At 69.2% G+C, this 26,029-nt stretch carries 25 protein-coding genes; 11 read left to right on the top strand and 14 right to left on the bottom strand.

Translation table 11 applies throughout. The features are described from left to right. Window positions 1-14: 14 nt before the first annotated feature. Window positions 15-941 (top strand): LysR family transcriptional regulator, encoded by a 927-nt coding sequence (locus tag QTI20_RS15825; protein ID WP_286552267.1) that lies wholly within the window; start codon window positions 15-17, stop codon window positions 939-941. On the opposite strand, the gene QTI20_RS15820 is transcribed toward QTI20_RS15825, so the two are convergent. Genes QTI20_RS15820 through uvrC form a run of 3 tightly spaced genes read right to left on the bottom strand, consistent with a single transcriptional unit; the run spans window position 938 to window position 4,390 of the window. Then, window positions 938-1,831 (bottom strand): DMT family transporter, encoded by an 894-nt coding sequence (locus QTI20_RS15820; RefSeq protein WP_286552265.1) that lies wholly within the window; start codon window positions 1,829-1,831, stop codon window positions 938-940. The genes QTI20_RS15825 and QTI20_RS15820 overlap by 4 nt on opposite strands. Next, on the bottom strand, window positions 1,828-2,394 hold the full coding sequence (gene pgsA, locus QTI20_RS15815; protein ID WP_183024135.1) for a CDP-diacylglycerol--glycerol-3-phosphate 3-phosphatidyltransferase: 567 nt from the start codon (window positions 2,392-2,394) through the stop codon (window positions 1,828-1,830). The genes QTI20_RS15820 and pgsA overlap by 4 nt, the downstream gene beginning before the upstream one ends. Before the next feature lie 46 nt (window positions 2,395-2,440). After that, window positions 2,441-4,390, bottom strand: a complete 1,950-nt coding sequence (gene uvrC / locus QTI20_RS15810) for an excinuclease ABC subunit UvrC (RefSeq protein WP_286552263.1) — start codon at window positions 4,388-4,390, stop codon at window positions 2,441-2,443. A gap of 170 nt (window positions 4,391-4,560) precedes the next feature. Here uvrC and QTI20_RS15805 point away from each other — a divergent pair, with 170 nt between their 5' ends. Both QTI20_RS15805 and earP read left to right on the top strand, forming a co-directional pair. Next, window positions 4,561-6,588, top strand: a complete 2,028-nt coding sequence (locus QTI20_RS15805; RefSeq protein ID WP_286552261.1) for a gamma-glutamyltransferase family protein — start codon at window positions 4,561-4,563, stop codon at window positions 6,586-6,588. A gap of 85 nt (window positions 6,589-6,673) precedes the next feature. Continuing rightward, window positions 6,674-7,774 carry an elongation factor P maturation arginine rhamnosyltransferase EarP gene (earP, locus tag QTI20_RS15800; RefSeq protein ID WP_286552260.1) on the top strand — a complete coding sequence of 367 codons (1,101 nt, stop codon included), beginning with the start codon at window positions 6,674-6,676 and terminating at the stop codon, window positions 7,772-7,774. Here earP and QTI20_RS15795 read toward each other — a convergent pair. After that, a complete protein-coding gene (locus tag QTI20_RS15795) occupies window positions 7,771-8,547 on the bottom strand; it encodes a fumarylacetoacetate hydrolase family protein (RefSeq protein ID WP_286552258.1) in 777 nt (258 codons plus the stop codon). The two genes, earP and QTI20_RS15795, sit on opposite strands and share 4 nt — an antisense overlap. Before the next feature lie 176 nt (window positions 8,548-8,723). Between QTI20_RS15795 and efp the strand changes: the two genes are divergently transcribed. The 4 genes from efp to QTI20_RS15775 all read left to right on the top strand — a co-directional run bounded on the left by efp (window position 8,724) and on the right by QTI20_RS15775 (window position 12,812). Then, window positions 8,724-9,278, top strand: a complete 555-nt coding sequence (efp, locus tag QTI20_RS15790) for an elongation factor P (protein ID WP_183023955.1) — start codon at window positions 8,724-8,726, stop codon at window positions 9,276-9,278. Window positions 9,279-9,597: 319 nt separating this feature from the next. Next, window positions 9,598-10,725 carry a YncE family protein gene (locus tag QTI20_RS15785; RefSeq protein ID WP_286552257.1) on the top strand — a complete coding sequence of 376 codons (1,128 nt, stop codon included), beginning with the start codon at window positions 9,598-9,600 and terminating at the stop codon, window positions 10,723-10,725. 38 nt (window positions 10,726-10,763) lie between these two features. Beyond that, window positions 10,764-11,858 (top strand): YncE family protein, encoded by a 1,095-nt coding sequence (locus QTI20_RS15780; RefSeq protein WP_286552256.1) that lies wholly within the window; start codon window positions 10,764-10,766, stop codon window positions 11,856-11,858. An 87-nt stretch (window positions 11,859-11,945) separates the two neighbouring features. Beyond that, complete coding sequence (locus QTI20_RS15775) at window positions 11,946-12,812, top strand: LOG family protein (protein WP_286552255.1); 867 nt, start codon at window positions 11,946-11,948, stop codon at window positions 12,810-12,812. Window positions 12,813-12,824: 12 nt separating this feature from the next. Here the strand turns inward: QTI20_RS15775 and QTI20_RS15770 are convergent, their stop codons facing one another. From QTI20_RS15770 to pncB, 8 genes are all read right to left on the bottom strand, one after another. After that, window positions 12,825-13,481 (bottom strand): TetR/AcrR family transcriptional regulator, encoded by a 657-nt coding sequence (locus tag QTI20_RS15770; RefSeq protein WP_286552254.1) that lies wholly within the window; start codon window positions 13,479-13,481, stop codon window positions 12,825-12,827. 25 nt (window positions 13,482-13,506) lie between these two features. Beyond that, window positions 13,507-13,962, bottom strand: a complete 456-nt coding sequence (locus QTI20_RS15765; protein WP_286552252.1) for a hypothetical protein — start codon at window positions 13,960-13,962, stop codon at window positions 13,507-13,509. A gap of 81 nt (window positions 13,963-14,043) precedes the next feature. After that, a complete protein-coding gene (locus QTI20_RS15760; protein ID WP_286552250.1) occupies window positions 14,044-15,573 on the bottom strand; it encodes an MFS transporter in 1,530 nt (509 codons plus the stop codon). Between the two features lie 112 nt (window positions 15,574-15,685). Continuing rightward, window positions 15,686-16,849, bottom strand: a complete 1,164-nt coding sequence (locus tag QTI20_RS15755) for an MFS transporter (protein ID WP_286552248.1) — start codon at window positions 16,847-16,849, stop codon at window positions 15,686-15,688. Then, complete coding sequence (locus QTI20_RS15750) at window positions 16,846-18,177, bottom strand: DNA recombination protein RmuC (RefSeq protein ID WP_503011422.1); 1,332 nt, start codon at window positions 18,175-18,177, stop codon at window positions 16,846-16,848. Before QTI20_RS15750 ends, QTI20_RS15755 begins: the two co-directional genes overlap by 4 nt. A gap of 45 nt (window positions 18,178-18,222) precedes the next feature. After that, window positions 18,223-19,218, bottom strand: coding sequence for a 2-hydroxyacid dehydrogenase (locus QTI20_RS15745; RefSeq protein ID WP_286552244.1), 996 nt, complete (start codon window positions 19,216-19,218; stop codon window positions 18,223-18,225). Between the two features lie 20 nt (window positions 19,219-19,238). Beyond that, window positions 19,239-20,618 (bottom strand): sodium:proton antiporter, encoded by a 1,380-nt coding sequence (locus QTI20_RS15740; protein ID WP_286553437.1) that lies wholly within the window; start codon window positions 20,616-20,618, stop codon window positions 19,239-19,241. A 53-nt stretch (window positions 20,619-20,671) separates the two neighbouring features. Further along, window positions 20,672-21,883 (bottom strand): nicotinate phosphoribosyltransferase, encoded by a 1,212-nt coding sequence (gene pncB / locus QTI20_RS15735; protein ID WP_286552242.1) that lies wholly within the window; start codon window positions 21,881-21,883, stop codon window positions 20,672-20,674. A 200-nt stretch (window positions 21,884-22,083) separates the two neighbouring features. On the opposite strand from pncB, the gene QTI20_RS15730 reads away from it, so the two are divergent. Together QTI20_RS15730 and QTI20_RS15725 are read left to right on the top strand one after the other, a co-directional pair. Then, window positions 22,084-22,317, top strand: coding sequence for a CsbD family protein (locus QTI20_RS15730; protein WP_286552240.1), 234 nt, complete (start codon window positions 22,084-22,086; stop codon window positions 22,315-22,317). A 55-nt stretch (window positions 22,318-22,372) separates the two neighbouring features. Continuing rightward, the gene (locus tag QTI20_RS15725; protein WP_183023964.1) at window positions 22,373-22,777 is read left to right on the top strand and encodes a hypothetical protein; all 405 of its coding nucleotides are present in this window, start codon (window positions 22,373-22,375) and stop codon (window positions 22,775-22,777) included. Window positions 22,778-22,828: 51 nt separating this feature from the next. On the opposite strand, the gene QTI20_RS15720 is transcribed toward QTI20_RS15725, so the two are convergent. After that, complete coding sequence (locus QTI20_RS15720) at window positions 22,829-23,278, bottom strand: acyl-CoA thioesterase (RefSeq protein ID WP_286552239.1); 450 nt, start codon at window positions 23,276-23,278, stop codon at window positions 22,829-22,831. Between the two features lie 222 nt (window positions 23,279-23,500). Between QTI20_RS15720 and QTI20_RS15715 the strand changes: the two genes are divergently transcribed. Both QTI20_RS15715 and QTI20_RS15710 read left to right on the top strand, forming a co-directional pair. Then, window positions 23,501-24,058 carry a phasin family protein gene (locus QTI20_RS15715; protein ID WP_286552238.1) on the top strand — a complete coding sequence of 186 codons (558 nt, stop codon included), beginning with the start codon at window positions 23,501-23,503 and terminating at the stop codon, window positions 24,056-24,058. A gap of 146 nt (window positions 24,059-24,204) precedes the next feature. After that, entirely contained in the window at window positions 24,205-24,963 is a 759-nt protein-coding gene (locus tag QTI20_RS15710) for a 3-hydroxyacyl-CoA dehydrogenase (protein WP_286552236.1), read from the top strand. A 114-nt stretch (window positions 24,964-25,077) separates the two neighbouring features. Here QTI20_RS15710 and QTI20_RS15705 read toward each other — a convergent pair whose 3' ends face one another. Continuing rightward, complete coding sequence (locus tag QTI20_RS15705; RefSeq protein WP_286552234.1) at window positions 25,078-25,956, bottom strand: YihY/virulence factor BrkB family protein; 879 nt, start codon at window positions 25,954-25,956, stop codon at window positions 25,078-25,080. Window positions 25,957-26,029 lie beyond the last annotated feature (73 nt).

Genomic DNA, 26,029 nt, shown 5'->3' with positions numbered 1-26,029 from the left:
CCCTTGAGGCTTGAATGGAACGCGCCGACCTCGAACTCGTGACCACCGTGCGGCACCGCGGCAGCCTGGCCGCGGCCGCGGCGGCGCTGGGCGTGGCGCCCTCGGTAGTCACCAAGCGGCTGGCCGCGCTCGAGGGCCGGCTGGGCCAGCGCCTGTTCGAGCGCACCACGCGCCGGCTCAACCTCACGGCCGAAGGCGAGGCCGTGTGCCTGCATGCCGACAAACTGCTCGAAGGCTTCGCCGCGCTCGAGGCCGAACTCAGCGAGCGCCACAGCGCGCTGCGCGGCCGGCTGCGCATCGCCGCCACGCTGGGCTTCGGCCGGCGCTGGGTCGGGCCGGCGCTAGCCGAATTCCAGCAGCGCCATCCGGGGCTGCAGATCGACCTGCAGCTCAGCGAGCAACTGCCCGACCTGGGCGCCGACGGCTACGACGGCGCGCTGTGGCTGTGGTCGGTGCAGGGGGCGCACAGCGCGCACTGGATCTCGCGCCGGCTCGCGCGCAACCAGCGCATCCTGGTCGCGTCGCCGGCCTACCTGTCGGCCCACGGCACGCCGCGCGCGCTGGAGGAACTCGCGACGCACGCCTGCCTGATCGTGCGCGAGAACACCGAGGCCCAGGGCGCGGGCCGGGAGCACTGGGCGCTCAAGCACGACAAGGAGAGCGCGCTGTCGCGCGTGCGGGTGCAGGGGCCGCTGTCGAGCAATTCGGGCGAGATGGTGCGCGACTGGTGCCTCGCGGGCCGCGGCATCATGCTGCGCAGCCTCTGGGACATCGCGCCACAACTGGCCGCGGGCGAACTGGTGCGGGTGCTGCCGCACCACGCGATGCCCGACGCCGACATCCACTGGATCGCGCCCTGGCGGCCCAAGACCCCGCGCCGCGTGCGGCTGCTGATCGACTTCCTGGCCGAGCAGTTCCGCAGCGAGCCCTGGAAGCCCTAGCCGGGCCGGCTCTCGCGCACCACCAGGCCCACGCCCAGCGCCGTGACCGCGGTGCCGATCAGTGTCAGCGCCGTGATCTGCTCGGAGAACAGCAGCCAGGCCATGAGCGCGGTGGTGGGCGGCACCAGGTAGAGCAGGCTGGTGACGGCCGTGGCCGTGCCGCGCTGGATCAGCATGTAGAACAGCGAGCTGCCGCCCAGCGACAGCACCAGCACCGACCAGGCCATGGCGCCGCCCGAGTGCAGGTTCCATTGGATCGGCGCGGTCTCCAGCAAGGCCAGCGGCGCCGTGACCAGCAGGGCCGCGCCGAACTGCACCAGGCTCGCGCTGCGCACGTCGCAGGGCGCGACGAAACGCTTCTGGTAGAGCGTGCCGGCGGTGATCGACACCAGCGCGGCCAGGGCCAGGCTCATGGTCAGCAGGCTGACCTCGCCGCTGTCGCCGAACTTGCGCGACACCACCATCACCAGCCCCGCGAAGCCCAGCAGCAGGCCGGCCCACTGCCGCCGCGTGATCGTGCCGCCGCGCATCGACAGCCAGAGGCCGGTCAGCACCGGCTGCAGGCCGACCATCAGCGCCACCAGGCCCGCGCCCATGCCGGCATGGACCGCGGCCCACACGCCGGCCAGGTAGCCCGCGTTCACCAGCACGCCGGTCACGGCCAGGTGCCCCACCTGCCCGCGCGTGGCCGGCAAGGCGACGCGGGCCGCCCCCACCCACACGGCGAAGCACAGCAGGGAGAGCAGGTAGCGCAGCGCCAGGAACTTGAGCGGCGGCGCATAGGGCATGCCGTAGCGCGCGACGATGAAACCGGTGCTCCAGATCAGCACGAACACGCCCGGCAGCACGCGCAGCCAGCCCGCGGTGCGGGCGGCCACCGCCGCCGTCATTTGGTGCGGGCCCGGATCTCGGGGATGGCCTTCTGCAGGTAGTACACCATCGACCAGACGGTGAGCACGGCCGACACCCAGATCAGCCACTGGCCCCAGAGGCCGGTGTCGATGAAGCCGAACAGGTGGCCGTCGAACAGCAGGAAGGGAATGGCCACCATCTGGACCACGGTCTTGACCTTGCCGATCATGTGCACCGCCACGCTCTTGGCGGCGCCGATCTGCGCCATCCATTCGCGCAAGGCCGAGATCGCGATCTCGCGGCCGATGATGATCAGCGCCACGAACACGTCGGCGCGCTGCAGGTGAACCAGCACCAACAGGGAAGCGCAGACCAGGAACTTGTCGGCCACCGGATCGAGGAAGGCGCCGAAGGCCGAGGTCTGGTTGAGCTTGCGCGCGAGGAAGCCGTCGAGCCAGTCGGTGGCGGCGAACACGATGAACATCACCGTGGCGATGAGGTTGCGCATCGGCTCGGCGATGGGCAGGTAGAAGACGCCCACGATCAACGGGATCGCGATGATTCGCGTCCAGGTCATGATCGTCGGCAGGGTCCAGAACATGCCACGATTGTGCATGACGCGAACGGATGTCATCGGGGGCGATCCATCAATGCAGTGCGCGGTAGATTTCCTCGGCCAGATCCGAGGCGATGCCCTCGACCGACGCGATGTCCTCCACGCTCGCGGCCGCCACGCCGCGGATGCCGCCGAAGCGCTGCAGCAGGCGGGCCCGGCGCTTCGGTCCGATGCCCGGGATGTCCTCGAGCTGACTGCCGCCCACGCGCACCTTGGCGCGCTTGGCGCGCATGCCGGTGATCGCGAAGCGGTGCGCCTCGTCGCGGATCTGCGCGACCAGCATCAGCGCGGCCGAGTCCTTGCCCAGGTAGACCTTCTCGCGGCCATCGGCGAACACCAGTTCCTCCAGGCCGACCTTGCGGCCCTCGCCCTTCTCCACGCCGACGATCAGCGACAGCGGCAGGCCGAGTTCGCTGAACACCTCGCGCGCCATCGACACCTGGCCCTTGCCGCCGTCGACCAGCACCAGGTCGGGCATGCGCGCGGCGCGCGTGGCCGGCGGCGCGTCGCTGCCCACGCCGTCGGCATCGCCGGGCGTGGGCGCATCGGTCTCTGACGCCATCGCCTCGGCCAGCTTGGCGTAGCGGCGGTGCAGCACCTGGCGCATGGCCGCGTAGTCGTCGCCGGGCGTGATGCCCTCGATGTTGTAGCGGCGGTACTCGCGGTTCTGCATTGCGTGGTGCTCGAACACCACGCAGGAGGCCTGCGTCGCTTCGCCCGCGGTGTGCGAGATGTCGAAGCACTCGACGCGGAAGCTGTCGAGGTCGTCGGGCGCGAGCTCCAGCGCATCGGTCATCGCCCGGGTGCGCGCCTGCTGCGAGCCTTCCTCGGCCAGCAGCCGCGCGAGCTGCAGGTCGGCATTGGTCTGGGCCATCTCGAGCCAGTGGCGCCGTTGCTCGCGCGGCTGGAACACGGCCGTGACGCGCACGCCGGCCTGCTGCGAGATCGCCTCGACCAGTTCGCGGCCCACGGGCTGGCCCAGCACCAGCGTGGCCGGCACCGGCACGTCGATGTAGTGCTGGGCGATGAAGGCCTCGAGCACCTGCATCTCGATCGGATCGGCGACCGCCGACTCGCCGTCCAGTTCGCCCTCGTGCATCTGGGCCGCGTCCTCCACATGCACCGGGAAATAGGCGCGGTCGCCCAGGTGCCGGCCGCCGCGCACCATCGCGAGGTTGACGCAGGCCTTGCCGCCCTGCACCCGGACCGCGAGGATGTCGACGTCCTTGTCGGAGGCGATCTCGATCGACTGCTGGTGCAGCACGCGCGAGATGGCCGACATCTGGTTGCGCAGTTCGGCCGCCTGCTCGAACTCGAGCTTCTCGGCATGCGTGGTCATGCGCTGCTCGAGCTTCGAGAGCACGGCCTGGGTGTCGCCCATCAGAAAAGCCTCGGCGCTGGCCACGTCCTGCGCGTAGGCCTCGGGGCCGATGTAGCCGACACAGGGTCCGCTGCAGCGCTTGATCTGGTAGAGCAGGCAGGGCCGGGTGCGGTTGGCGTAGACCGTGTCCTCGCAGGTGCGCAGCTTGAAGACCTTCTGCAGCAGCTGGATCGACTCCTTGACCGCCCAGGCGCTGGGGTATGGCCCGAAGAAACGGTGCTTGCGGTCGGTCGCGCCGCGGTAGTAGGCCAGGCGCGGAAAGGCGTGCGCCGCGATCTTCAGGTAGGGGTAGCTCTTGTCGTCGCGGAACAGGATGTTGTAGCGCGGCTTGAGCGTCTTGATCAGGTTGTTCTCGAGCAGCAGCGCCTCGGCCTCGGAGCGCACCACCGTGGTCTCCATGCGCACGATCTTGGAGATCATGTGGCCGATGCGGGTGCCGCCATGGCTCTTCTGGAAATAGTTGGCGACCCGCTTCTTCAGGTTGCGCGCCTTGCCCACATACAGCACGGCGCCGGCCGCGTCGAAATAGCGGTAGACACCGGGCAACTGCGGCAGGGCCGCGACTTCGCTGAGGAGTTGATCGGAGTGCACGTCGGACATGGCGGCTATTGTGGCGTGCAGAAAAAACCGTCGCCGCCGCCAATCGGGACCTCCCCTCTGTCGCGCGGGTGAAAAGCTGGGGCAAGATCGAAGGGTTGGCACGACACGTGCTCAACGAAGAAGTCGCGCCATGCGACTTTTGTTTTTCAGAAATCCCAAAAAAAACAGCTATGAAGAAAAATCAACCCTGGTGGGTCCTCACACCGATCGCCCTGTCGCTCTCGCTCTTCGGATGCGGTGGCAGCGACAACAACAGCGGCGGCGTCAACATCGGCAATCCGCCGACCACCGTCACGCCTCCGGTCACGCCCCCCGTCACGCCCCCGGTCGCGGTCGACAACAGCTGTCTCACGACCAACCCCGGCACCACGCCCGTGGTGGTCGGCTCGGGTGACCCCGGCGACCCGGCCGCGCCCGAACCGGCCTCCGGCTATGTGGTGGGCCACAAGCTGGTCACGGCCAAGAGCTACATGGTGGTGGCCAACCACCCGCTGGCCACCAAGGCCGGTTGCGACGTGCTCAAGGCCGGCGGCAGCGCCGCCGACGCCGCGATCGCGGTGCAGGCCGTGCTCGCGCTGGTCGAACCCCAGTCGAGCAGCCTGGCCGGCGGCGCCTTCATGCTCTATTACGACGTGAAGACCAACAAGGTCCAGGCCTACGACGGCCGCGAGACGGCCCCGGCCGCCGCCACCGCCGACTACCTGCGCTACATCGACGCGTCCAACAAGACGCTTCCGCAGCCCAGCGCGCGCGCCAGCGGCCGCTCCATCGGCACCCCGGGCGTGATGCGCATGCTCGAGATGGCGCACGGCGACCACGGCAAGCTGGCCTGGAAGGACCTGTTCGGCGAGGGCACGCGGCTCGCGACCGATGGCTTCAAGATCGGCGGACGCATGGCCGCCGCCATCGCGGGATCGGCATCGAACCTCAAGCGCGACGCCGAAGCCGCCGCCTACTTCCTCGATGCGTCCGGCGCGCCCAAACCGCTGGGCACGACGCTGACCAACCCGGCCTACGCCGCCGTGCTCAAGGCCATGGCCACCCAGGGCGCCGACGCGATGTACACCGGCAAGATCGCCGAGGACATCGTCGCCAAGATCGGCATCACGCAAGGCGCCGACGGCTCGACCATCACGCCCGGCCTGACCACGCTGGACGACCTGAAGAACTACCGTCCCAAGCGCCGCGACCCGGTCTGCACGACCTACCGCGCCTACTACATCTGCAGCATGTCGCCGCCGTCCTCGGGCGGCATCGGCGTGCTGTCGGCGCTGGGCATCCTTGAGACCTACGACCTCAGCCTGTACAAGCCGACCAGCATCGACCTCGAGGGCGGCAAGCCTTCGGTGCTGGGCGTGCACCTGGTGACCGAGGCCGAGCGCCTGGCCTATGCCGACCGCGACAAGTACGTGGCCGACACCGACTTCGTGCCTCTCCCCGGCGGCAGCGCAAACACGCTGCTCAACAAGGACTACATGCGCGCCCGCGCCAGCCTGATCAAGTACGACCGGTCCATGGGCGTGGCACCGGCCGGCGACTTCGGCCTGCCGCCGATCGGCGTGGACACGACCGTCGAGCACGGCACGACCCACTTCTCGATCGTCGACAAGGAAGGCAACGTGGTCACGATGACGACCACCGTCGAAGCCTCGCTGGGTTCGTACCACATGAGCCACGGCATCATGCTGAACAACCAGCTGACCGACTTCAACGCCTCGCCGACCGACAGCACCGGCGCGCTGGTGCCCAACCGTGTCGCACCGGGCAAGCGCCCGCGCAGCACGATGGCGCCCACGATGGTGTTCAACGGCAGCGGCCCCGGCGACTTCCTGATGGCCACCGGTTCGCCGGGCGGCGGCACGATCATCCAGTACGTGGTCAAGACCGTGGTCGGCGCCCTCGACTGGGGCCTGGATGCACAGCAGGCGACCTCGCTGGTCGATTTCGGTGCGAGCAACTCCGTCACGACCTCGGTGGGCGGCGAGCATCCGAACATCGACACCAGCAACAGCGGCAACAACGACCCGCTGATCACCGGCCTGCGCGCACTGGGACACACCGTCTCGACCGGCTCGCAGTCCAGCGGCATCAGCACCATCATCCGCGTCAAGAACAAGGCCGGCAGCGGCTCGGTGCTGACCGGCGGCGCCGACCCGCGCCGTGAAGGCATCGTGCTGGGCGACGTCATCACGCCCTGACAACGCGCCGCACACCGTGCGGCAATGCGCTAGGCTCCCGCGATCGACAGGCCGCGGGGGCCTTTTTAATTTGCGGGCCGCCTTCATGCGCTGGGACATCTTCTGCCGAGTCATCGACAACCATGGCGACCTGGGCGTCTGCTGGCGCCTCGCGCGCCAGCTGGCCGCGCGCGGTGAAAGCGCGCGCCTGTGGGTCGACGACGGCCGCGCGCTGGCCTGGATGGCGCCCGGCGGATGCCCGGGCGTGGCGGTGGTCGACTGGTCGGACACCGGTGCGGTCGAGGCGGCCGCACAGGCCGCCCCGCCCGACGTGCTGGTCGAGGCCTTCGGCTGCGAGCCCGCGCCGGCGCTGATCGCGCGCTATGCCGGACGCGCGCGCGCGCCGGGCTTCCGCGGCGCCTGGATCAACCTCGAATACCTGTCGGCCGAACCGTATGTCGAGCGGCTGCACACCCTGCCCTCCTCGGTCTTCCGCGGACCGGGCGAAGGACTGACCAAGCGCTTCTTCTATCCCGGCTTCAGCCCGCGCACCGGCGGCCTGCTGCGCGAGCCCGAGCTGGCCGCGCGCCAGGCCGGCTTCGACCGTGCGGCCTGGCTGGCCGCGCAAGGCATCGGGTGGCAAGGGGAGCGGCTGGTGTCGCTGTTCTGCTACGAGCCGAGCCAGCTCGCAGCCCTGCTCCGACAGTGGTCCGCGGGCGACGAAGCGGTGCGCCTGCTGGTCACGGCCGGCCGCGCCGCGCAGGCCGTGCGCGCGGCGCTGGCGCTGGCGGCGGACGCCCCCGCCGCGACCGCGGGCCGCCTGTCGGTCCACTTCCTGCCGCTGCTGACGCAGGACGATTTCGATGCGCTGCTGTGGAGCTGCGACCTCAATTTCGTGCGGGGGGAAGACTCGCTGGTGCGCGCACTCTGGGCCGGCCGGCCCTTCGCCTGGCAGATCTATCCGCAGGACGACGACGCGCACCACGTCAAGCTCGAGGCCTTCCTCGATGCCATCGAGGCGCCGCCCAGCCTGCGGGCGTTCCATCGCGCGTGGAACGACACCCACGATGCCGAGCCATCGGCGCCGGATGCGGCCACGCTCGACGACTGGGCCCGGGCCGCGCAACGCGCGCGTGACGCGCAGCGGGCCCAGGACGACCTGCTGACGCAGCTGATGCGCTTCGTCGGCGCGCTGCCCCGACCCTAGACCAGGGTCAGCGTCGCCTCGCCGATGCCCTCGAAGGCCGCGTGCACCACGGCCGGCCCCTCGAGCCAGACCATGCCGCACCACGAACCGGTGGTCAGCACGCTGCCGGCCGGCAGCCGGTCGTGGCGCGCCACGCCGTGCTGCAGCCACTGCGGCGCCATCCACATCGGGTCGCCGCAGGGGTGCGCGCCCTGGTAGCGCCCGACCTGCTCGCCGTCGATGGCGAGCGTGGCGACCTGCTGCCGCCAGTCGACGGCCTGCATCGGCCGCCAGTCGCCCAGCACCAGCGCGCCGTTGGACTGCAGGTCGGCCATGCGCAGCGGCGCCGGCGCCTGCGCCCCGCCCTGCCAGCGGTAGTCGACCAGTTCGATCGACACGGCCATCGCGTCGAACAGCGCGGCCGGGTCGTTCACCGCGCGGGCCGCCAGGTCGACCGCCGAGACGTCGCGCGCCAGCCGGAACGCGACCTCGATCTCGATGCCCAGGCGGTGGAAGTCGGCGACCGCGAGGCGGCCGGGCGAGGGGCGCACCCACACGGGCGGCAGCTGGGCGAACGCGGCCACCGAGGTCGGCGTCGGACCGCCGCCCTTCCAGGCGCCGGGCGCACCGGGGTCGTCGGACCAGCCCAGTTCGGCGGCCACGCGCTCCTGCACGGTGCTGATGTCTTCGGGCGTCAGCGTCGTGTCTTTCCAAGGGGTCTCGTCGGCGGCGATGCCGCTGCGACGGGCCGCGACGAGCGCGGCGGCGATGTCGTTGAGGGTGTCGTTTTGCACCCGGCAAGTCTGCCCGAAATGGGAAGGCTTCGTGAAAACCGCTAAAATCAGCGGCTATCCAAAATTTGCCGCCGCTGTCCAACTGCGAATCTCCATGTCCGCAGCGTCGCAATCCCTGATTGCGAATAGCTTCGACGGCCTGCCGCAACCCTGCGGCCAACCAGCCAGACAACGTTATGAAAATCGCTCAAGAAATCCGCGCCGGCAACGTGATCATGCACGGCAAGGACCCGATGGTCGTCCTCAAGACCGAATACAGCCGTGGCGGCCGCAACTCGGCCACCGTGCGCATGAAGCTCAAGAGCCTGATCGCCAACTTCAACACCGAACAGGTGTTCAAGGCCGACGACAAGATCGACCAGATCGTGCTCGAGAAGAAGGAGTGCACCTACTCCTACTTCGCCGACCCGATGTACGTCTGCATGGACACCGAGTACAACCAGTACGAAGTCGAAGCCGAGAACATGGGCGACGCCCTGAACTACCTCGAAGACGGCATGCCGGTCGAAGTGGTGTTCTACGACGGCAAGGCCATCTCGGTCGAGCTGCCGACCAGCGTCGAGCGCGAGATCACCTGGACCGAACCCGCCGTCAAGGGCGACACCTCGGGCAAGGTGCTCAAGCCCGCCAAGATCTCGACCGGCTTCGAAGTGCCCGTGCCGCTGTTCGTGTCGCAAGGCGACAAGATCGAAATCGACACGCGCACCGGCGAATACCGCAAGCGCGTCTAAAGAGAAACGGGGCCCTCCGGGCCTTTGTTCCGCACATCCCCAAGGGCTCCGCAAGGAGCCCTTGTCGTTTGTGCACCGGACGGCACCCAGAGGCCGCCCCTGCCTGCCGCGCAGGCCGCGCGGCCCTCCCCCATTTGTCATCGGTTCGTGTCGCCGATGCCGCGCGCGCCTGCCGGTCGTCGCGACCGCTTCCAAAGCGTGATGGATTTGCAGGCCGACGGCCTCCTTGTCGTCGGCGGGACGTTTCACGGCTTCGATGCGCTCCTACCATCGCCGCCGCTTGCACCGTCCTCCAACGCACTCCAAAAAGGTTGCTTTCATGCCATCGCTTCACATCGACCACGGCCGGCGTTCTTCGCGCCGGCCTTCCCTTCTGCGCACCCTGCTCATGGGCCTGTGCCTCGCGGCCGGCCTGGCCCAGGCCCAGCCCCCCGCGCCGGTCGGGCCACCCGGCAGGCTGTACCTGCCCGAGGTGGCGAACGACACGATCGCGGTGATCGACACCGCCACCGCCACAATCACCGAACGCATCCGTGTGCCCTTCCCCGCGGCGCGCCCCGCGGTGATGGCCGCCACGCTCGACGGCAGCAAGCTCTACGTCGACAACTTCGGCCTCGTTCCCGCCACCATCTCGGTGATCGACCGCAAGAGCGGCGGCGTGAAGACCGTGCCGGTCGAAAGCACGCCGCTGGGCGCCTTCACCTCCCTGGACGGCAGCGAGATCTACCTGCCCGAGGTCGGCTTCGTGGTCGAGGTGGTGAGCACCAAGACCGACACCGTGGTGCGCCGGCTGCGCTTCCCGGACATCCCGGTGTCCTCGATCAGCGGGCCCGACGGCAAGCTCTACGTGGGCTTCCAGTCGGGCCTGCTGGGCGTCTACGACCCGCTCACCGGCGCCGAGATCAAGAGGCCGATCTGGAGCGGCGGCCTCGGGCCCTTCTGGTTCAGCTTCACCGCCGACGGCAGGAAGCTCTATGTCGACACGGTCAACCAGATCGGCGTGATCGACGTCGCGAACTGGATGCTGACCAAGACCATCAGCACCAACACCAGCGGCGTCTACCGGCCCTCCGATCCGGGCGCCTTCGTCTCCACCCTGTCGCCCGACGGCACCAAGCTCTATGTCACGGTGTTCGGCGACACCGGCCTGCGCGTGCTGGACGTGGCCACCGACAAGATCGTCAAGGTCATCCCCACCACCGGCTCCACCACCAGCGTGATGTTCAGCGCCGACGGCACGCGCGGCTACATCAGCGACCTGGGCCCCAGCTCGGCCAAGTTCAAGGGCCCGCTGGGCGAGGTGGTGCTGTTCGGGAACCTCGTGACCCTGGGCCTGTTGGGGCCGGGGCAGGTGATCGTGTTCGACCCGAAGACCGACCAGACGGTGGGCGCGCCGATTCCCACCCAGGCCGGCCCGGGCGTCCCGGCCTGGGTGCCCCTGCTCTGAGCGCGTCCGCGCCACGAACGCACCAGGAGACCCCGACCATGAACATCCATCACGCCCTGGCACGCTGGCCGCAGGCCGCCGCCTTGGGGCTGGCGATCGCGCTGCTGCCCGCGGCACGACCGGCAGCCGCCGATCCAAGCCCACCGGCCGCCGCCGCGCGCCAGCGCGGCTATGTGCCGGTCTCCGGCGAGGGCGCGGTCTATGTGATCGACACCGCGGCCCAGACCCTGCTGAAGAAGATCCCCGACGTCGGCTCGCACCCCACGGTGCTGCGCATGCTGCCGGACCGCTCGAAGATCTACGTCGACAACTTCGGGCCGGAGCGCGGCGAGATCGCTGTCATCGACACGCGCACCGACGCCGTGGTGCGCAAGATCCCCACCCACGGCCTGCCCTTCGCCTCGATCCAGCTCGCGCCCGACGGCCGCTTCCTGTACGTGCCCACCTCGGCCTCGCTGATGCAGGTGATCGACACCCGCAGCGACCAGGTGGTGCGCAGCTTCGCCCTGCCGGGATCGCCGATCGCCATCGAGATCAGCCCCGACGGCCAGCGCCTCTACGTGTTCTTCTCCGACAGCACGGTGGCGCCCTACGATGCGCGGACCGGCGCCCCGCTCCGGCCCCGCCTGCCGGTGCAGGGCGTGGGGCCCGACTGGGGCGCGATGAGCGGCGACGGCCGCAAGCTCTATGCGATGAACGAGTTGAGCGACAGCATTTCGGTGATCGACACCGAGGCCTGGGCGGTGGTCAAGACCCTGACGCTGCCGCCGGGCAGCGCGCCGGTCTCGGGCACGCTCACGCCCGACGGCAGCCAGCTCTACATCTGCAACGTCGGCACCCGCGACATCTCGATCGTCGACACGCGAACCGACACCGTCGTCAAGGTGATCCCGACCGCGCACGCGCCGGTGGTCGCCGCCTTCAGCGCGGACGGCCAGCGCGCCTACGTGAGCGACCTGGGCGCGGCATCCCGGGCTTTTGCCGCACCGCTGGGCGGAACGATCGGACTCGCGTTCTTCTCGTTCCAGCCGGGCCTGCCCGGCAACGTCGTCACCTACGACACGCGCAGCCACCAGCCGGTCGGTCGCGCGGTGGTCACCGGCACCGGACCCATCGTCGGCGTGTACGACTGAGCGCAGGCGCGGGCAGGGTCTTGTGGGGGCCGTCCGGGGCGCCGATGGCCAGGCGGCACAATCGGATGCTTCTCGTTCGATTCACCCATGACCAATTCCACACACGACCTCCACGACAAGCGACTGGCCGATGCCTGGGCCACGCTGCAGGCGCATTCGGACAAGGGTCTGCCGCTGGACCGCGACCCTTCGCGCCTGGCCTTCGCCGATCCCGAATTCCTGCTGCGCCGCGAGACCCGCGGCCTGCGCATGCAGCTGGAACTCATGAAGCCCGACCTGCAGATGCGCGAACACGGCATCGAGAACACGGTGGTGGTCTTCGGCAGCGCGCGCTTCCGCAGCGAGGAAGAGTCGGCCGCGCTGATCGCCCAGGCCGAGGCCGCGGGCGATGCCGTGGCCGCCGCGCGCTGGCGCAAGCTGGCCCACAACGCGCACTACTACGAAGAGGCACGCGCCTTCGGCAAGCTGGTGGCGCAGTACAGCCAGGACAAGGACCCCGAGGACAAGCTGTTCATCTGCACCGGCGGCGGCCCGGGCATCATGCAGGCCGCCAACCGCGGCTCGCACGAGGGCGGCGGCCTCAACATCGGCCTGGCGATCGCGCTGCCGATGGAGGAAGAGCCCAACCCCTACGTCACGCCGGCGCTGAGCTTCAAGTTCCATTACTTCGCCATCCGCAAGATGCACTTCATGATGCGGGCCAAGGCGCTGGTGGCCTTCCCCGGCGGCTTCGGCACGCTCGACGAGCTGTTCGAGGTGGTCACGCTGGTGCAGACGCGCAAGGCCAAGCAGGTGCCGATCGTGCTGTTCGGCTCCGAATACTGGAAGCGCCTGATCGACTTCGACTTCCTGGTGGAAGAAGGCGTGATCTCGCCCCAGGACATCGACCTGTTCCGCTACGTCGACACGCCCGAGGACGCCTGGGCCGCGGTCAAGCGCTTCTACGCGCTCTGACTTTTCCGCATCTCAGGCGTCGACGTCGTCGGCGTCGGGGTGCAGCGCCTGTTCGAAGAAGCGCGTGAGCGCGCGCACGCGCCGCCGGCGATCGGCCACCGGATCGGCCGCCGGCCCCATGGCCACCGCATCGTCGGCCACGCCGTGCAGCGCGTTGAACAGAATCACGGCCGTCAGGGTCGCGTCTTCCACGTCCCAGACGCCCGCCGCGTCGCCCCGTTGCAGCAGGCCCACGAGCTGGGTGATGACCGCGTTGTCGTTGCGCATGCGGCGGTCCTCGGGCCGGTACTCGTGGAACACTACGTCGTGCAGCGCGACGTTGTCGAGGTAGGTCTCCAGACCCGTCGCCACCCACGCCCTGAGGCGCGCGCGGTGGTTGTCGGCGCGGTGCCGGTCCATCGCCTCCTGCAGGCGCGTGCAGAAGCTGTCGACGAAGCGCTGCTGCAGCGCGCCGAGCAGCGCCTCCTTCGAGGGAAAGTACAGGTAGAAGGTGCCCTTGGCCACCTGCGCACCGGCCGCGATGTCGTCGATGCCGGTGGCGGCGATGCCCCTGGCGATGAACAGCCGCTCGGCCGCATCCATCAGCGCGAGGGCGCGGGTCTCGGGAGCCTTGGTGCGGCGGCGCGGCGCGGGCTCGGCGTCGGCATCGGCGATCGGGGGCACGGCCATCTCGCGCTTCGTCACGCTGCCGGCCTCAGCCCGCGACCGCGGTCTTGCGCGCGGCCCCCAGGGCCTCGCGCACGGCGGCCAGGTCGAAGGGCAAGCCGCGCGGCACCATCACGCGTTCGCCGATCCACGCCAGCGCCTCGTCGGTGTCGGCAAAGGTGCTGACCGGCACGCCGAAGAGTTTCTCGACATTCATCTTGCGCATCCTCTCGTACTGGTCGACGGGCACCACGCTGGCCATGCCCATCACGTGGCGGCGGATGTCGGCGCCGCGCGCCTGCAGCCACAGCTTGGCATTCTGGGCGCTGCCTTCGGGATGCACCAGCGCATCGGCGTCGGCGAACACCCGCAAGGACACGAAGGGCTCACCGCGGTCGAGCCAGCGGTTCCAGTCCTCGGTGAAGGCCTGCATGCCCTCGAGGGTCTGCGGTCCGGACGAAACGCTGATGACGAGCGGCCACTGGCCGAGGTCGTGATGGATCATGGAAAGCTCCTGGGAAAGAATCGAACGAAGGCGTGCGCCGAGGCGCACCGGCACCAGCGCGGCGGGCATGCGCGCTGGGCCTCAGGCGCGGGCCGGCCGCACGGCGCGGCGCGGCCTGACGCTCAGCAGCAGCCCCGCCGCCAGCAGGCCGGCCAGCCCGGCACAGGCCATGGCGGCCTGGAAGCCGCCCGCGAGCGCGCCGGCCAGAAGCTGGTGGGCCGTGGCCGCGTCGAGCGAAGCCAGCGCCCCCAGGTCATGGCGGCCGACCGCGGCCACCGCCGCCTGCTGTGCATCGAGCAGCCCCGCCTGCGCGAGCGCGTCGGCCAGCAAGGCGGTGGCGCGCGTGCTCATCAGCGTGCCGAGCAGCGCGATGCCGATCAGCATGCCGGCCTGGCGCAAGGCATTCGTGGTGGCCGAGGCCATGCCCGAACGCTGTGCCGGCACCGAGGCCATCACGGCCGTGCTCGTGGCCGGCACCGCCAGGCCCGAACCCGCGCCGAGGAACACGAAGAGCAGCGCCAGCCAGGGGTACGGCGTGTCGGCGGAGAACAGCGTGAGTAGCAGCATCGCGGCGCCGATGAGCCCGTAGCCCGCGACCATCAGCGTGTGCACCGCGTACCGCCGGGCCAGGCGGCCGAACTGCGAAGCCACCAGGCCGGTCGCGACGAACTGCGGCACCAGCCGCCAGCCGGTCTCGCTGGGCGACAGGCCCTGCACCTGCTGCAGGAACAGCGAGAAGAAGAACAGGCTGGCATAGGACGAGAAGCCCAGCACGAACGATGCGAAGTTGGTGACCGAGAAACGCGCATCGCGGAACAGCGCGAGCGGCAGCAGCGGCCGTTCGACCCGCGCCTCCACCCCCAGGAACAGCGCCAGCCCGACGGCGGCGGCCAGCAGCGCGGTCGCGGCCTGCGCCGAGCCCCAGCCGTGCTCGCCGGCCGCGATCAGGCCGTAGGTCAGCGCGCCGAGCCACAGCACGCTGAGCACCTGCCCCACCGGGTCGAGCGCCGCATGCTCGGGATGGGCGCTCTCGCGGATGCCCCAGAGCCCAAGGCCCACGGTCAACAGGCCGATCGGCAGGTTGATGAGGAAGATGCTCTGCCAGCCCGCATGGTCCACCAGCACCCCGCCCAGCAGCGGCCCGAGGATCAGCGACAGCGCGGTGAACGAGGACCAGCCGCCGATCACCCGCGCCCGGGCCGCGGGCTCGGGAAAGGCATGGGCCAGCAGCGACAGCGCGCCCGGAATCATCAGGGCACCGGCCAGGCCCTGCACCGCCCGCCCGGCCAGGAGCACGGGCAGGCTGCCGGCCAGCGCACACATCGCGGAGCCCAGGGTGAACACGCCCACGCCGACCAGCCAGGCGCGCTTGCGGCCGTAGCGGTCGCCCAGCGGGCCGGCCGACAGCATGAACGCCGACAGGCACAGCGCGTAGATGTCGATCACCCACTGCAGGCCGGCGAGATCGGTGGAGAGCGCACGCTGCAGGGTGGGCAGCGCGACGTTGACGATGCTCACGTCGAGCGTGGCGATGAAGCTGCCGAGGTACACGGCCGCGACGAGCGCGAGGCGCCGGCGCGGATCGGTCGCCGGCGGGGAAAGCGGGTCCATGGACGCCTTCAAGGTCATTGAGGAAGGCGTCGATACTGACTCGAAGTCAGTATTTCGTCAATCAAATGAGAATTGCTCTCATTTGAAACATGGTTTTCACCGGAGCGTCAGCTCAGAGCTTCAGCCCCCAGGTCGCGCGCGCCCCGACCACCAGCACGCCACCCACCACCCAGAACACGCCGGTGATGCCGATCAGCGCGCCGAGCGAGCCGAACAGCATGGGCATGGCCACGCTCGAGGCGTTGATGGTCATCAGGCGCAGGCCCAGCGCCTCGCCGTGCCGCGCGTGCGGCGTGATCTGGTGCAGCATGCTCATCACCATCGGCTGCACCGCCCCCAGCGCGAAGCCGAGCATCACCGAGCACAGGCCCATGGTCCAGGGCGACACCAGCAGCGGATAGATCGAGAACATCGCCGCCGTGACCAGCGTGGACGTGAGGATCACGCTGCGCTCCGAGGCGCGCGAGGCGATCAGGGGCAGCACCACGCGGATGACGGCCGCGGCGATCGCGAAGGCGCCGAGGATCGAGCCGATCACCGAGGCGCTGATGCCGCGCTCGTGCCCCAGCACCGGCAGCACGAAGGCATGCACGTCCCAGCTCGAGGACTGCAGCCAGTTGACGAACAGCAGGCGCCTGAACATCGGCTCGCGCAGCAGGTCCCAGGCGCGCGTGGGCACGGCGCCCGCGACGGCGACCACCAGCGGCGGCTCGTGCGCGCCGCGCGCCAGCATCCAGCACAGGAGGGGCAGCACCGCCATCACGCCGAAGCAGATGCGGAAGGCCATCAGGTCCGCCGGCGCCAGCCCGGCGTGGTCGATCAGCATGCCGGCCAGGAAAGGGCCGACGAAGTTGGCCGCGGCCGGCGCGATGGCCAGCCAGCTGAACACGCGCTTGAGCTGCGTCGAGTCGGTGGCCGAGCGCCCCACGTGGCGCTGCAGCGCGATCACCGTCGCGCCGGTGGCGCCGCCGGTCAGCAGGGCCGCCAGGCACATCACGGGGAAGAACGGGAAGACCATCACCAGCCCGGCGCCCAGCGAGGCCGCGATGACCGAGAACCACAGCGGTCGCTTGAAGCCGTAGCGGTCGGCGAAGCGCCCCGCGGGCAGCGCCAGGAAGACCTGGGTGAGCGCGAACAGCGCGATCAGCACGCCGACCGCGGCCGCGCTGTAGCCCTGCTGCAGCGCCAGGAGCGGCGTGGCCAGCCGCATGCCCGCCATGGTGGCGTGCAGGCAGACCTGGGCCCCGATGACGCGCAGCAGTTCGGCGCCCTTCACAAGGGGCCGTCGCTTTCCGTGTCGGCCGTGCCCGGCAGCAGCGCCTGCGACTGCGCCTCGGGCAGGGCTTCGACCTTGCGCAGCGCCAGGCGCATCTGCTTGGCGCGCGTGTCGGCCTTGTCGAGCGTGTCGGAGGCCTTGGCCACCTGCTCCTTGATGCGCGCCACCCATTCGCCGTAGCGCTCGAACTCGGTCTTGACCGCGCCCAGCACCTTCCACACCTCGGAGGCCTGCTGCTCCAGCGCCAGCGTGCGAAAGCCCATGTGCAGGCTGTTGAGCATGGCCAGCAGGGTGGTCGGGCCGGCCAGCGTCACGCGGTGCTGACGCTGGATCGCGTCCATCAGGCCGGGCCGGCGCAGCACCTCGGCATAGAGGCTCTCGACCGGCAGGAACAGGATCGCGAAGTCGGTGGTGTGCGGCGCCGCGAGGTAGTTCTCGGCGATGGACTTGGCCTCGGCGCGGATGCGCGCCTCCAGCGCCTTGGCCGCGAGCTCGGCGCCGGCGGCGTCGGCGCGTTCGTGGGCGTCGATCAGGCGCTCGTAGTCGTCGCGCGGGAACTTGGCGTCGACCGGCAGCCAGACCGGCGCCCCGTCCTCGCCGCGGCCCGGAAAGCGGATCGCGAAGTCGACGCGCTGGTTGCTGCGCGGCTTGGTCTCGACCTGCTTGGCGTACTGGTCGGGCGTGAGCACCTGCTCGAGCAGGGCCTCGAGCTGGACCTCGCCGAACACGCCGCGGGTCTTGACGTTGGTCAGCACGCGCTGCAGGCTGCCCACGCCAACGGCCAGCGTCTGCATCTCGCCCAGGCCCTTGTGCACCTGGTCGAGCCGGTCCGCCACCTGCTTGAAGCTCTCGCCCAGGCGCGCCTCCAGCGTGGTCTGCAGCTTCTCGTCGACCGTCTGGCGCATCTCGTCGAGCTTGGCGGCATTGCTCTGCTGCAGCTGCGCGAGCTGGGTCTCCATGGTCGCGCGCACTTCGGCCAGCCGGCGCGCGTTCGATTCCGACAGGCCCTGCAGCTGCGTGCTGAGGGTGTCGGCCAGCGTCTTCTGCAACAGCGTGAGCTGCTGCGCGAAGGCGTCGATCTGGGCGTTCTGCGTGCGTGTGGCCTCGGCCCCCTGCTGCACCAGCGCGGCCTGGAAGCTGGCGAAGTTCTGGCCCAGTTCCTGCCGCGTGCCGCGCGCGGATTCGCCGATCTCCTGGCGCAATCCGCGTTCGGTGCGTTCATGGCCCGCGGCGAGCGCGGCCGCCAACTCGGCGTGAGGGTCCGCCGGCGGGCGCCGCAACAGCAGCACGACCAGCAGGATGAAGTTCAAGGCCACCAGGGCCAGCAGGATCCAGAGTCCGGTTTCGGCAGTCGGCACGTGGGGGTGCCTCGCTTACTTGCTGGCGGCGATGGCGGGCGCGACGGGAACGATCGGCGTCAGCGGCCCCTTGCCGCCCAGGAAGGAGATCAGGTTGTCGGCCGCCAGGTTGGCCATGGCCAGGCGCGTGGGAATGGTCGCGCTCGCGATGTGCGGCGTGAGCACCACGTTGGGCACGGTGAGCAGGTCGGGGTGCACCGAGGGCTCGCCCTCGAACACGTCCAGGCCGGCGGCCGAGATGGTGCGCTCGCGCAGCGCCGCGGCCAGCGCGGCGTCGTCCACGATGCCGCCGCGCGCGATGTTGATCAGCGTGGCGGTGGGCTTCATCTGGCGCAGTTCGGCGGCGCCGATCGCATGGTGCGAGGACGGCGAATAGGGCAGCACCAGCACCAGGTGGTCGGCCGACCTGAGCAGCGCTTCCTTGCTCACGTAGTCGGCCTTGAGCTCGGCCTCGATGCCGGCGTCGAGGCGCGAGCGGTTGTGATAGATCACCTTCATGCCGAAGCCCAGCGCCCCGCGCCGCGCGATGCCCTGGCCGATGCGGCCCATGCCCAGGATGCCCAGCGTGCTGCCGTGCACGTCGGAACCGGCGAACATGTCGTAGCGCCAGGTCTTCCATTCGCCGCGGCGCAGGAAATGCTCGCTCTCGGTCACGCGGCGCGCGGTGGCCATCAGCAGCGCGAAGCCGAAGTCGGCGGTGGTCTCGGTCAGCACGTCGGGCGCGTTGGTCGCCATCACGCCGTGGCGCGTCATGGCCTCGATGTCGAAGTTGTTGTAGCCCACCGCCATGTTGGCGCAGATCTTGAGCTCGGGGCAGCCGGCCAGCACCGCCGCGTCGATCTTGACGCCGCCGGTGGTGAAGGCGCCCTGCTTGCCCTGCAGCCGGCGCACCAGTTCCTCGCCCTGCCATTCGACGTCGTCGGTGTTGGCCTCCACCTCGAAGTGAAGCTGGAGCTTCTCGATGATCTCGGGGAACACGGCGCGGGTGACGAGGACGTGGGGCTTGGGCATCGGAACGGACTCCAGGAAGTTCAACGGAAGAAGATGAAGGTGACGAGCACGAACAGCGGCAGCAGGCACATGCCCGACCACGCCATGTAGCCGAAGAAGCTGGGCATGCGCACGCCGCGGTCTTCGGCGATGGCCTTGACCATCAGGTTGGGCGCGTTTCCGATGTAGGTGTTGGCGCCCATGAACACCGCGCCGGCCGACACCGCCGCCAGCGTGCTGGCATAGGTGGTCATCAGCGCGACCGGGTCGCCGCCGGCGGTGTTGAAGAACACCAGGTAGGTCGGGGCGTTGTCCAGGAAGGAACTCAGCGCGCCCGTGGCCCAGAAGTACATCGCGGGATTGGGCTGGCCGTCGGCGCGCGTGACGGCCGCCATTACCGCGCCGAAGGGCCCGTTCGCGCCGGCCTTGAGCATGGCGATCACCGGCACGATGGTCAGGAAGATGCCGGCGAAAAGCTTGGCCACCTCGGCCATCGGCGCCCAGCCGAACTGGTTGGCGTCATGCACCGCGCGCGGCGTGATCCTGAGCGACAGCAGCGTCAGCGCCACCAGCCCCAGGTCGCGCAGCAGGCCGGGCAGGCCGACCGGCGTGCCATGCACCTCGAACACGACGGGCAATTGCCAGGTGCCGCTCATGAGCACCAGCGCGACCACGCCGCCGAGCAGCCAGAAGTTGAGCGCGCCGTCGAATCCGATGCGCCGGGTGTCGGGGGTCGGGTCGACCGGCAGCACGCCTTCCTTGCGGTAGAAGTGGCGGTCGATCAGCCAGAACATCGCCAGCAGGGCCGCGGTCACGAACAGCGTCTCGGGCAGGATGTTGCGCGCCGTCCAGAAGAAGTCGACGCCCTTGAGGAAGCCCAGGAACAGCGGCGGATCGCCCAGCGGCGTGAGCGAGCCGCCGATGTTCGACACGATGAAGATGAAGAACACCACCACGTGCGCGCGATGGGTGCGGTTGTCGTTGGCGCGGATCAGCGGGCGGATCAGCAGCATCGAGGCGCCGGTGGTGCCCATGAAGCTCGCCAGCACCGCGCCGATCGCGAGGATCGCGACGTTGAGGCCGGGCGCGCCCCGCAGGTTGCCGCGGATGTGGATGCCGCCGGCCACCGTGTAGAGCGCCGTGAGCAGCACGATGAAGGGCAGGTATTCGGCCAGCAGCGCATGCACGAACTCGGCACCGGCCACCGGCAGTCCGAACACCAGGGCGAAGGGAACCAGGAAGGCCAGCGCCCACCCCGCCGTGACCTTGCCGTAGTGGTGGTGCCAGAAGGCCGGCACCAGCAGCGGCATCAGCGCGATCGACAGCAGCATGGCGGCGAAGGGGATGCCCCAGGCCGCGGACAGCTGGCTGCCGTCGAAGGCCGCGGCCTGCGCCAGCGCGGGGCACAACAGCAGCAGCATCAGCGCCGGCAGCAGCACGCGCCGCGACAGCGGCGTGGCAGGAAGGCCGCGGCTCATGCCGCGGGCTGCGCGATCTCGAAGACCTGGCGCAGGTAGGCCAGGTAGCGCTCGTCTTCGCACATGTTCTTGGAGGGGGTGTCGGACAGCTTGGCGACCGGCTGGTCGTTGCAGCGGATCATCTTGATCACGATCTGCAGCGGCTCGTGGCCCAGGTCGTTGGTCAGGTTGGTGCCGATGCCGAAGGCCAGCTGGCAGCGGCCGCGGAACTGGCGGTAGAGCTCGATGGTGCGCGGCACGGTGAGCCCGTCGCTGAAGATCAGCGTCTTGGTCAGCGGATCGACGCGGTTCGCGATGTAGTGCGCGAGCATGCGCTCGCCCCACTGGAAGGGATCGCCGCTGTCGTGGCGCGCGCCGTCGAAGAGCTTGCAGAAGTACAGGTCGAAGTCGCGCAGGAAGGCGCTCATGCCGTAGACGTCGGACAGCGCGATGCCCAGGTCGCCGCGGTACTCGCGCGCCCACGACTCGAAGCCGAAGATCTGGCTGTCGCGCAGCCGCGGCCCCAGCGCCTGGCAGGCCTGCAGGTACTCGTGCGCCATGGTGCCCAGCGGGATCAGGCCCAGCTTCATCGCATAGAGCACGTTGCTGGTGCCGGCGAACTGCGGCGGCTTGGCGCCGAGCTCGGGCGGCGAGACGACCGGGCCCAGCCGCGCGCTGAGCGTGCGCAGCACCTCCTCGTGCCAGGACTTGGAGAAGCGCCGCCGCGTGCCGTAGTCGGCGATCTTGAGGTCCGACAGGCCCTCGGCCTGCAGCTCGCCGATCTTGGTCTCGAGCCGGCGGCGGCCCTCGGCCACGTCGGCCGAGCGCTGCGTGTTGCGGAAGTAGACCTCGTTGACGATGGCCAGCACCGGGATCTCGAACAGGATCGTGTGCAGCCAAGGGCCCTTGATGCTGATGTCGAGCTCGCCGCTGGGCAGCGGCGTGATGTCGATGTACTTCTCGTTGAGCCGGAACAGCCCGAGGAAGTCGACGAAGTCGCTCTTGATGAAGCGCATCGAGCGCAGGTAGGACAGCTCGGCGTCCTTGAACTGCAGCGAACAGAGGCCGCGCACCTCCTCGCGGATCTCGCTGGCGAAGCGCGCCAGGTCGACGCCGGGGTTGCGGCACTTGAAGCGGTACTCGACACGCGCCCCCGGGAAGTGGTGCAGCACGACCTGCATCATCGTGAACTTGTAGAGGTCGGTGTCCAGCAGGCTGTGAATGATCATGGTTCGGCGCGCTTGTCTCGGTGTCGTTAACGGCGTGCGCTCGATTATCACGGCCCCCGTCGGCTTGTGCCTACGGTCGCATCCCCGGGCGTCCTACCGGGTCGGGAATGCCACTGCTTCTACAGTGACTTCACACCGGCCGCAGAGCTCCACCGCAAGGCGGAGCGGCCATCGATTCACCGACCCTGAAGGAGACCGTCATGAACAAAGACACCATCGAAGGCAACTGGAAGCAGCTCAAGGGCAAGGTCAAGGAGCAATGGGGCAAGCTGACCGACGACGACTTCGACGTCATCGCCGGCAAGCGCGACCAGCTGCTCGGCCGCATCCAGGAACGCCATGGCATCAGTCGCGACGAAGCCGAACAGCAGGTCAAGACCTGGGAGTCGGCCGAAGGCCGCACCCCCAGCGCGCTCTGGTTCGAGAAGTACTGAGCGCCGCGAATTTCCCCTCTCCAAAAACCCACCCAAAACTCAACAGAGAACTCTCATGAAAAAACATCTGCTCATGCTCGCCATCGCTTCGACCTGCTTCATCGGCGTCCAGGCCAGTGCCCTGACCAAGGACGAATACAAGGTCGCCAAGGAAAAGATCGAAGCCGACTACAAGGTCGCCAAGGCCCAGTGCGACACCATGAAGGACAACGCCAAGGACGTCTGCAAGAAGGAAGCCGAAGGCACCGAGAAGGTCGCCAAGGCCGAACTGGAACAGCAGTACAAGCCCACTGACGCCCACGCCCGCAAGGTCGCCGAGGAAAAGGTCGCGATGACCTACAACGTCGCCAAGGAAAAGTGCGACGACCAGACCGGTGACGCCAAGAGCGCCTGCGTGAAGCAGGCCAAGGCCGACGAAGCCAAGGGCAAGGCCGACATCAAGGCCATGAAGAAGATGTAATTCGTCCGTCCCGGACGGTTCGATGCGGCGCCTTCGGGCGCCGTTCGTCTTTCAGGCCCGCAGCGACTCGACCACCTGGCGCAGCGCGTCGGGCAGGGGCACCGGGCGCTGCGTGGCACGGTCGACATACACATGGACGAAATGCCCCTGTGCGGCCGCCTCGGCAGCGCCCTCGGCGAACAGGCCGATCTCGTAGCGCACGCTCGAGCCTCCCGCATGCGCCACCCGGATGCCGGCTTCCACCGTCTGCGGGAAGGCCAGGGGCGCGAAGTAGTTGCAATGCGTCTCGACCACGAAGCCGATGGTCTGCCCCTGGTGGATGTCCAGTGCGCCGCGCTCGATCAGCAGCGCGTTGACCGCGGTGTCGAACCAGCCGTAGTAGACGACGTTGTTGACGTGCCCGTACATGTCGTTGTCGGCCCAGCGGGTCGAGATGCGGCGGAAGGCGCGGTAGCTGTCGCGCTGCGCGGGACGGGGGCGGGGGGACGGAGAAGACGTCATGGCGGCGCATTCTGCCAGCCCGGCCCCGCGGGGGCGCCGCCCCGATCTGGCGCAAACCGGCCCGGTTTTAGACAGCGCCTCCTAAACTGCGGCAACAGGCGCCCAAACCCTTGCTTGCCGCGCGCATCTCCCTATACTTGAGCCCATGCTGCACCGCAACATAGACGAGACAGGCGCAGCGCAAACGTGATCCATCCATCCACCATTTCTGGAGCTAACACCATGGCACTGACCGCTGACCAAATCCTCGCCGCCCAAAAAGCCAACCTCGAAACCCTGTTCGGCCTGACCTCGAAGGCCTTCGAAGGCGTCGAGAAGCTCGTCGAACTCAACGTGACCGCTTCCAAGGCCGCCCTGAGCGAAGCCGCCAACACCACGCAAGCGGTGCTGAGCGTCAAGGACGCCCAGGAACTGCTGGCCCTGCAAGCCAGCCTGTTCCAGCCCCTGGCCGAGAAGACCGCCGCCTACAGCCGTCACCTGTACGACATCGCCCAAGGCGCCGGCAGCGAATTCGGCAAGGCTTTCGAAGCCAAGGCCGCTGAAGCCCAGCAATCCTTCGTCGGCCTGGTCGACAGCGCCGCCAAGAACGCCCCGGCCGGTTCGGAAACCGCCGTCGCCGTGATGAAGAGCGCCGTCGCCGCCGCCAACAACGCTTTCGAGTCGGTCCAGAAGGCCGTCAAGCAAGCCTCGGACGTGGCCGAAGCCAACTTCAACGCGGTCTCGACCACCGCCGTGAACGCTGCCAAGACCACCGCCCAGACCGCTTCGCGCAAGCGCTGAGCCCCCGACGCAAGTTGTCTCCGGGTCCTCCGCGGACCCTTTCGAGGCCCCGTCTTTCGACGGGGCCTTTTTTCATGGGCGCGGGCCTGGCCCCCCCGGCCGGGCCAGTCTTCGATAATCCCCGTTCTACATCAGGAGATACGAACATGCAGATCGAAGGCAAGGTTTTCATCGTCACCGGCGCCGCCTCGGGGCTGGGCGAGGGCACGGCCCGGATGCTGGCGGCCCAGGGCGCCAAGGTGGTGGTGGCCGACATGCAGGCCGACAAGGGCGAGGCCGTGGCCCGCGAGATCGGCGGCGTGTTCGTGCGCTGCGACGTGACGCAGGAAGCCGACGGCCAGGCCGCCGTGGCCGCGGCCCTGAAGCTGGGCAAGCTGGTCGGCCTGGTCAACTGCGCCGGCATCGCGATCGGCGAGAAGACGGTGGGCAAGAACGGCCCGCACGCGCTGGCGGCCTTCAGCAAGACCGTGACCATCAACCTGATCGGCAGCTTCAACATGATCCGCCTGGCCGCCGACGCCATGGCCAGGAACGAGCCCGAAGCCACGGGCGAGCGCGGCGTGCTGATCTCGACCGCCTCGGTCGCGGCCTACGACGGCCAGATCGGCCAGGCCGCCTACGCCGCCTCCAAGGGCGGCGTGGTGGGCATGACGCTGCCGATCGCGCGCGACCTGGCGCGCAGCGGCATCCGCAACATGACCATCGCCCCCGGCATCTTCGGCACGCCGATGCTGTTCGGCATGCCCCAGGAAGTGCAGGACGCGCTGGCCGCCAACGTGCCCTTCCCTTCGCGCCTGGGCACGCCCGAGGACTACGCCAAGCTGGCGAAGCACATCATCGAGAACGAGATGCTCAACGGCGAGGTGATCCGCCTGGACGGCGCGATCCGTCTCGCGCCGAAGTAATCGGCCCCCCCCGAAGGCGTCGCGGCACTTCGTGTCCGCGTCGCCCGCCCCCAGGGGCGACACCTGCGGCCCGGCAAAGCCGGTTCCGCGGTGTCCCTGGCACTTTCCTGCGCGCTACGCCGTGGCCTGCCTGGCCTCCAGCCGCTCGTACTGCGCGATGACCTGGGCGCCGAAGAGCACCAGGGTGGCGGCGATTTCCAGGCTCAGCAGCACCACGATGGCGGTGGTGAGCGAGCCGTAGACCACGCTGACCTGCGACAGGGTCGAGAAGTACCAGACCAGCACGCGCCGCGTGATCTCCCAGAGCAGCGCGGCGGTCACGCCCCCCAGCAGGGCGTGGCGCAGCGAGAGGTGGCCCACCGGCATCACCAGGTAGAGCGAGGTCAGCATGAAGATCTCGCCCGCCAGCCCCAGCAGGTAGAGCAGCACGCCCGAGACGCCCGACAGCGACCAGCTGTAGCCGAACAGGTTGACGCTTTCCTGGCCGATCAGCTGCAGCGCACCCGACACCAGCGTCACCAGCAGCAGGCCCACGCACAGGAACAGGATGTAGAGGTAGGGCATCACCGCCGACACCAAGAAGTGCCGCGAGCGCTCGGCTTTGCGGTGGTGGAAGATGTTCGCCATCGCGCTCTCGAGCACGGTGAAGGCCAGCGAACTGAAGAAGATCATGGTCACCAGCAGCACCGGCCCGAGCACGTCGCGGTGGGCCAGGAAATTGCGCAGCTCGTCGACCACCGCGCGCGACTGGCCGGGCAGCAGCCATTCGAGGTAGCGCCCCACGGTGGTCAGCAGCTCGGCCTGCTCGATCACGTGCGACAGCGCGATCACGCTCAGGATCAGCAGCGGCACCATCGACAGCAGCGCGTAATAGGCCACCGCGCCCGCGAGCAGCAGGCCCTGGTTGGCCTTGAAGCTCTTCAGGGCCGACCACAGGAAGCGCAGGGGATGCTGGAGCAGCGGCGTGAGGTGGGCGAGGCGGAGGCTGGGCATGGAATGGGCGGGATGTCGACGCAGTATGCCGGGATGCCCGCGCGCGCCGTGTCAGCCGCTTGCGTATGATTTG

Source organism: Variovorax sp. J2P1-31, assembly GCF_030317215.1.
Classification (GTDB): domain Bacteria; phylum Pseudomonadota; class Gammaproteobacteria; order Burkholderiales; family Burkholderiaceae_C; genus Variovorax.
This window is presented reverse-complemented; position numbering and strand designations above follow the sequence as displayed.